The organism is Buttiauxella sp. B2 (assembly GCF_006376615.1).
In the GTDB taxonomy this organism is placed as follows: Bacteria; Pseudomonadota; Gammaproteobacteria; order Enterobacterales; family Enterobacteriaceae; genus Buttiauxella.
The window spans coordinates 111,394-117,596 of the sequence record NZ_VEXQ01000015.1; the positions used below are offsets into that span (position 1 = coordinate 111,394).

A 6,203-nucleotide genomic window follows, 5' to 3' on the forward strand; every position below is an offset into this window, starting at 1 on the left:
GACTGGCTGCTTACTTAATCTTCACCAGCGTACGCCCCTGAATCTCATTACTCATAAAACTCTCAGCAACGGCTGGCGCTTGCTCGAGGCTTATCTCCGTAGTCGCAGTCTCGTAGAAACTTTCTGGCAGCAGCTCAGTAAGGCGTTTCCATGCAGCAATACGACGCTCAAGCGGTGCACTAACGGAATCCACACCTTGCAGACGCACGTTACGCAGAATAAATGGCATTACGGTAGTTGGCAGGGCGAATCCACCTGCCAGGCCGCAAGCAGCGACACAACCGGAGTAATTCATTTGTGCCAGCAGTTTGGCGAGCACGTTGCCGCCAACAGTATCCACCGCACCGGCCCAGACTTGTTTTTCCAACGGGCGCGTTTCGGCAAATTCACTGCGTGGCAAAATACGGTTGGCACCCAACTGGCGCAAATACTCGTGGGTTGATTCACGGCCAGACACCGCTACAACCTGGTAGCCCAATGCGTGCAGCAGAGCGATTGCTGTACTGCCCACACCGCCGCTGGCGCCGGTCACGACAACTTCACCACTTTGCGGTGTAACACCTGCATCTTCCAGCGCCATTACGCACAGCATGGCGGTTAAGCCTGCGGTGCCGATGACCATCGCTTTACGCGCGCTTAACCCAGCAGGCAACGGGACTAGCCATTCGGATTTCACTCGAGCTTGTTCTGCAAGGCCACCCCAATGGTTTTCGCCAACACCCCAGCCGGTCAACACGACTTCCTGGCCCGCACTGAAAGCGGCGTCTTCGCTGCTTGCCACACGGCCTGCAAAATCAATACCCGGTACCATCGGGAAGTTACGGATGATTTTTCCTTTCCCGGTGATTGCCAGCGCATCTTTATAGTTAAGGCTTGACCACTCAACATCAACCAGCACATTTCCCAGATCTTCAGCCGGTGCGGAGATTTGTTTTACCTCGGCCTGAGTCTGGCCTTCAACTTGTTCAAGTACGACTGCTTTCATGGTGAATCCTCATTCTTGAAACCGGGTTTTCCGGTTGAGATGTTTCTGATGCCCAATACGGTATACCTCTCGCGCCTGAGAATAAAGGGAGCCAGTTCAACCACCTGCTTTTTATCAGGTAATACCCATCATCCTTCAAGCTGCAGGGGGTTGGCTGCAACTTGAATGCTAAAGGGTATATAAGATTTTCATATTTTAACTTTTGCCCTTGCCACTCGTATGTTTGAAACAAAAGTTTCCAGGTGTTGTGACAAATGTTTCACATTCATCTGCCGGGCAGATATACCCCCCTTTGAGGAGATAACCATGCGTGTAATCACACTGACAACCGCTGTAGCCCTGGTGCTGGCAAGTGCGCATGCCGCGGCTGTAGATAAGTTAAAACTGCAACTCGACTGGATGCCAAACGGTGGTGATAAAGCATTTGTTTTTGTTGGCGTACAAGAAGGGTTTTATGCAGCCGAAGGGTTGGATATCACCATTTTACCAGGCCGGGGCAGCAGTGACACGCTGACGAAAATTGCCTCGGGTGCGGCAGATATTGGTACTGGTGGCATTGCCTCATTAATGATGGCGCAGGCGGAAGGAGGTATACCGGTAAAAGCCATTATGAGCATTTATTCAAAACAACCAGATGCGATTTATTCCTGGCAGGGCAGCGGTGTTACCGACATGAAAAGCCTGAAAGGTAAAACGTTGGGTATACCGACCTTTTCTGCATCAAACGCGCTATTGCCGATCATGCTGCAAAGCAACGGCGTTGACCCAGATAGTGTGAAACAGATTAAAGCTGACCCCAGCACGCTGGTACCTATGTTGGCGCAAGGGCGTGTTGATGGCGTTGTGGTGTGGTCAACCAATCGCCCAATCATAGACGCGACGTTGACACAGGTCGGTAAAAAACCACTCGAGTTGGCGTGGACGGATTACGGTCTTGACGGCTACGGCTTGTCGTTCTTCGCCTCCGATAAGCTCATCCAGGAAAAACCGGACGTGGTGGCGCGTTTCCTGCGCGCGGCGAAAAAGTCTATCGAGTTTAGTCTGGCACACCCGGACAAAGCCGCCGCTGACCAAAAAACGATGGTTCCAGAAGCGGATGCCACGATGTTAGAAGCCGATTTTAATGTCACAAAACCGCTGATAGATAACGAAATCAGCCAGCGTGATGGCCTTGGCCAGTTTGACCCAACGCTGCTGAAACACACCTGGGAATGGGTGGCGAAATCCATGAAATATCCCCTCGATAAAGTAAATCCGGAATCACTGGTCGACCGTAGTTATCTCGCTAAATAAGGGAACGCCATGCAGCCTGTTATAGAGCTTAGTCACGTCAATCAGACATTTATTTCTGCAGATGGCACCCAAGTTACGGCGCTGGATGAGGTGAATCTGACACTGCGCCGCCATGAATTTGTTTCGTTTATTGGCCCGTCAGGCTGCGGGAAATCAACCATTTTGCGTTTGATTGCCGGGCTGCTCAAGCCGAGTAGTGGCGCGATTTTAGTGTACGGCAAACCGGTCACTGAACCGCGCGACGAAATGGGGTTTGTGTTTCAGAAACCAACGCTTCTGCCGTGGCTCAATGTGCTGGATAACATCACTTTTCCGATGAAACATAAGTATGGTCGTGTTGATGCCAAAGACATTGCTCGTGGCCATGAATTACTGGAAATGACCGGCCTGATGCAGTTTGCCAGAAAGCGCCCGGCGGAGTTATCCGGTGGGATGCAGCAGCGTGTTTCCATCGCCCGCTCGTTATTGCATGACCCGGATATTTTGTTAATGGATGAACCGTTTTCTGCGCTGGATTCCTTGACGCGCGACGAAATGAGCTTTGAATTGTTGCGTATCTGGAATGAACGCCCAAAAACGGTACTGTTTGTGACCCACTCGATTCAGGAAGCTTTGCTGTTGTCGGATCGCATTGTGGTGATGAGCGCACGTCCAGGGCGAGTGAGCGAGATTATTGATGTACCGCTGATGCGCCCAAGAGATGAGGAAACGCTTAATCATCCGTTGTTTCATCAGTTAACTGCAGAAATCCGCCATAAAGTCTTTAGCCGCCACAAGGAGCCTGCATGAGAGTGTTTCTGGAACGGTACATCGCGTTGCTGGCGTTGATTGTGGCGGTGGCAGTATGGGAAGGAGCGTGCAAACTCTTCGCTATTCCGGTATTTATCCTGCCGTCGCCGTCTGCAATTTTTGCCTCCGTCAGCACGCTAGATGCCGGGCGTTGGTTTACGCACATCCTGGCAACGCTGAGTGTCGCATTGGGCGGTTTTTTGCTGGCGATTGTGATTGCCTTGCCACTGGCGATTGCCATCGTTAGCTCTAAATTGCTCGCCCGTCTGGTGCTGCCGTGGCTGATTGTGATTCAGTCCACGCCAGTGGTGGCAATTGCGCCGATTATTGTCGTAACGCTCGGTTCCGGCATGTTGCCGCGCGTGGTGATAACCACGCTTATCTCTTTCTTCCCGCTGGTGATTTCCACCGCGACAGGGATGAATTCCGTACCGACGGAACTGCTCGAACTGTCTAAAACTCTACGTGCGCCACGTAACCGTGAATATTGGCAAATCCGTATGCCGTACGCAGTGCCGTATATTTTCAGCGCGCTAAAAGTGGCGATTACGCTGTCGATAATCGGTGCCGTAGTGGCGGAGTTCGTGGCCGCTGACCAGGGGCTTGGCTATCTGATTTTATTCAGCACCTCATCGTTTAAGATCCCATTGGCTTTCGCCAGTCTATTTTTGCTGGTGGTGTGTAGTTTGACTCTTTACGGGCTAGTGAGCTGGCTGCAAAAACGCCTGTTCCCGTGGAGCATCGACGCGAAATAAGGAAGGAGAGAAATATGTCTGTAGAACGTGGGCCAACGCCGAGTAAAGAACAGGTCTTACGTCATCTGCGCCGTTCAAATGCGGTGGCTGAACGCGCGATTGCTCTTGGGCACCACCCTTTTGGTGCACTGCTGGTGGCGCCAGATAACGAAACTGTACTGCTTGAGCAATGCAACATCGACACCGTTAACCATGCGGAATCGACGCTTGCGCGGATAGCAGCCAGCAATTTCACTGCCGATTATCTTTGGCAATGCACGCTATATACCGCCGTAGAACCTTGTTGCATGTGTGCGGGAACGGCTTACTGGGCAAACATCGGACGGGTAGTGTTTGGGATGTATGAGAGCCAGTTACTGGAAGCGACGGGTAGCCACCAGGAAAATCCGACCATGAGTGTGTCGTCAAAATATGTCTTTGAACACTGCCAGAAACCAGTGGAATTGATTGGCCCGGTGCCAGAAATTATTGAAGAAACGCGGGCGATGCAGCAAGCGTTTTGGTCGGCTCGTTGAGTGGTCGCTGAGGCTAATGTAGGTCAGATTAGCCTCAGCGACATCTGACATGAACTAACTCTGCAGCGGCAACGTAGTTAAACATGTCTGGCTACTTTCATGCGTCGCAATGGGTGCACGGGCTGTTTTACCCTGATAACGCACTTCAATCGTGCCTTCAATATCACGCGGCAACCAGACACCGACAAACCCATTCGCGTGGCTTGTCATACTTTTTTGCACCAGCACTTTGCCGTTTTTATCGGTGATTTTTACATCAAACGGCGTATTTGCTAACTCGCCACGACAACCAGAAAGACTGTGGTTGAAGCAAGGATGGGTTTGCGTCAAATATGGTGCGAACGACAGATAAAACTTGTCACCCAATGGATAGCTGAATTGCTGTGTGCCATCAGACAATTTTAATTCGGTGCTGGTGATGCCTGCGTTATACGGCAGAGGGCGTGGCTGTGGCGAGCCGTCGATTGCCTCTACCATTTGTTCGGTCGTTTTTCCCGCTAAACCATGTGCCGCAAGAAATTCTGCATCCGTTTGTGCCGCGAATGCAGCACCACTCATACCCAGAGCCAGCAAAGCGAAAAGCGCCTGTTTTTTCAAACCTGGTTTCATCATTGATTCCTTTCTAAAAGAGAGAGTTAAACTGCCACAGACTCTAAACCTTCCCGTAAGGGGAGGGTCAAAAGGATATGCAATTCTTTACAGAAAGTAGGGGTTTAGAGGCTTCCATGCCAATTTGCCTCAGTTAAAAGAAACGGCGACGCTCAGGCGGGCAGTTGGCTCAGAAATTCTGATACCGGCATGGGCTTGCCATACAAATACCCTTGCAGGAAGGTCACGTTACGCGTCCTCAGGTAGGTAGACTGCACCTCGGTCTCTACCCCTTCCGCCACCAGTTTCAGGTCGAGCCGGTTCGCTAAGTCGATAATGTTGTCCACGATATGTGCGGAGAGTGCGTCAGTCCCAATCATGCTGACGAAGCTCTTGTCGATTTTGAGAATATCGATGCTGAAGTTTTGCAGGTATCTCAGGCTGGAATTTCCGGTGCCAAAGTCATCAATAGCAATGAGGACTCCGAGGGCGTGAAGTTCGGCAATCAGTTGGTCCGTTTTATCATCCGCTACCAACAGCTCGCGTTCGGTTAACTCAAGCACCAGCGTGATGGGATTGTCCCGGAAGGTATCAATGAACACGCGGCAATCCTCCACCAGGCTAAAGTCCTTGCAGTGTGCTGCACTGATATTGAAGCCAAAATGGAAGCCTTCAGGTAGCTGATGTACCAGGGGGGAAAACTGTTCTCGTACCTGCTCCATCAGAACCCGGGTCATGGGGATAATAAGGCTGCTGTGTTCCGCTGTGGGAATGAATCGATCCGGCGATATGATGCCTTGCCGAGGATGTTGCCAACGCATCAGGACTTCACAGCCTGTCATGCGTTTATCCTCACCGGACACTACGGACTGGATGTAGGGAATGAACTCCCGGTGTTCCAGTGCCCGTCGCAATTCTTGCTCGGGCGAGTGCATGCGGCCCGACTTTCTGAACACCCAGACACCCGCAACCAGACTCAGAAGAGTCCAGGCAATGAGACTGAATCTGGAAAAACGCCAGATATTATCGAAATAGTCAGCGGGATATATGCGGGTAATGATCCGAAACGGGTACCGACTTGATGGCTGCTCCAGATAGCCTGGTGATTCAAGGGGGAAGAGCTGGTCGGTGGGGGGTTCCCCGGCAGTCCATCGCTGTGGTCCCACAACCAGACTCAGGGGCGCATTGGTGCTCATCTTATCGAGCCCGGAGAACAGCAGGTAACCATAGAGTCTCACCGTGATACTGTCGTTGCCGACAACCTCCCGGTAGACCACA

Annotated in this window: 7 protein-coding genes; 4 read left to right on the forward strand and 3 right to left on the reverse strand. The window is 51.6% G+C overall.

Annotated features, from left to right (window positions below; all coding sequences use genetic code 11):
- Nucleotides 1-10: 10 nt before the first annotated feature.
- Entirely contained in the window at nt 11-985 is a 975-nt protein-coding gene (locus FH968_RS16540) for an MDR family oxidoreductase (protein WP_139881526.1), read from the reverse strand.
- Nucleotides 986-1,291: 306 nt separating this feature from the next.
- Here FH968_RS16540 and FH968_RS16545 point away from each other — a divergent pair, with 306 nt between their 5' ends.
- From FH968_RS16545 to FH968_RS16560, 4 genes are read left to right on the forward strand one after another with little or no spacing between them, the layout of a single operon-like run.
- A complete protein-coding gene (locus FH968_RS16545) occupies nt 1,292-2,278 on the forward strand; it encodes an ABC transporter substrate-binding protein (RefSeq protein ID WP_223271330.1) in 987 nt (328 codons plus the stop codon).
- A gap of 9 nt (nt 2,279-2,287) precedes the next feature.
- Nucleotides 2,288-3,067: an ABC transporter ATP-binding protein gene (locus FH968_RS16550; protein WP_139881528.1), complete on the forward strand. Its 780-nt coding sequence runs from the start codon at nt 2,288-2,290 to the stop codon at nt 3,065-3,067.
- On the forward strand, nt 3,064-3,822 hold the full coding sequence (locus FH968_RS16555) for an ABC transporter permease (protein ID WP_139881530.1): 759 nt from the start codon (nt 3,064-3,066) through the stop codon (nt 3,820-3,822). The genes FH968_RS16550 and FH968_RS16555 overlap by 4 nt, the downstream gene beginning before the upstream one ends.
- Before the next feature lie 14 nt (nt 3,823-3,836).
- Nucleotides 3,837-4,337 carry a nucleoside deaminase gene (locus tag FH968_RS16560; RefSeq protein WP_139881533.1) on the forward strand — a complete coding sequence of 167 codons (501 nt, stop codon included), beginning with the start codon at nt 3,837-3,839 and terminating at the stop codon, nt 4,335-4,337.
- 54 nt (nt 4,338-4,391) lie between these two features.
- Here FH968_RS16560 and cueP read toward each other — a convergent pair whose 3' ends face one another.
- Nucleotides 4,392-4,946: a copper-binding periplasmic metallochaperone CueP gene (gene cueP / locus FH968_RS16565; protein WP_370451520.1), complete on the reverse strand. Its 555-nt coding sequence runs from the start codon at nt 4,944-4,946 to the stop codon at nt 4,392-4,394.
- A gap of 152 nt (nt 4,947-5,098) precedes the next feature.
- Nucleotides 5,099-6,203 (reverse strand): EAL domain-containing protein (locus FH968_RS16570; RefSeq protein ID WP_139881537.1); only part of this gene is annotated, 1,105 nt, incomplete at its 5' end.

Excerpts from the sequence above, each read along its gene's own strand:
- FH968_RS16545 (WP_223271330.1), top strand. The coding sequence starts at position 1,292 with ATGCGTGTAATCACACTGACAACCGCTGTAGCCCTGGTGCTGGCAAGT.
- FH968_RS16540 (WP_139881526.1), bottom strand. The coding sequence starts at position 985 with ATGAAAGCAGTCGTACTTGAACAAGTTGAAGGCCAGACTCAGGCCGAG.
- FH968_RS16550 (WP_139881528.1), top strand. The coding sequence starts at position 2,288 with ATGCAGCCTGTTATAGAGCTTAGTCACGTCAATCAGACATTTATTTCT.
- cueP (WP_370451520.1), bottom strand. The coding sequence starts at position 4,946 with ATGAAACCAGGTTTGAAAAAACAGGCGCTTTTCGCTTTGCTGGCTCTG.
- FH968_RS16555 (WP_139881530.1), top strand. The coding sequence starts at position 3,064 with ATGAGAGTGTTTCTGGAACGGTACATCGCGTTGCTGGCGTTGATTGTG.
- FH968_RS16560 (WP_139881533.1), top strand. The coding sequence starts at position 3,837 with ATGTCTGTAGAACGTGGGCCAACGCCGAGTAAAGAACAGGTCTTACGT.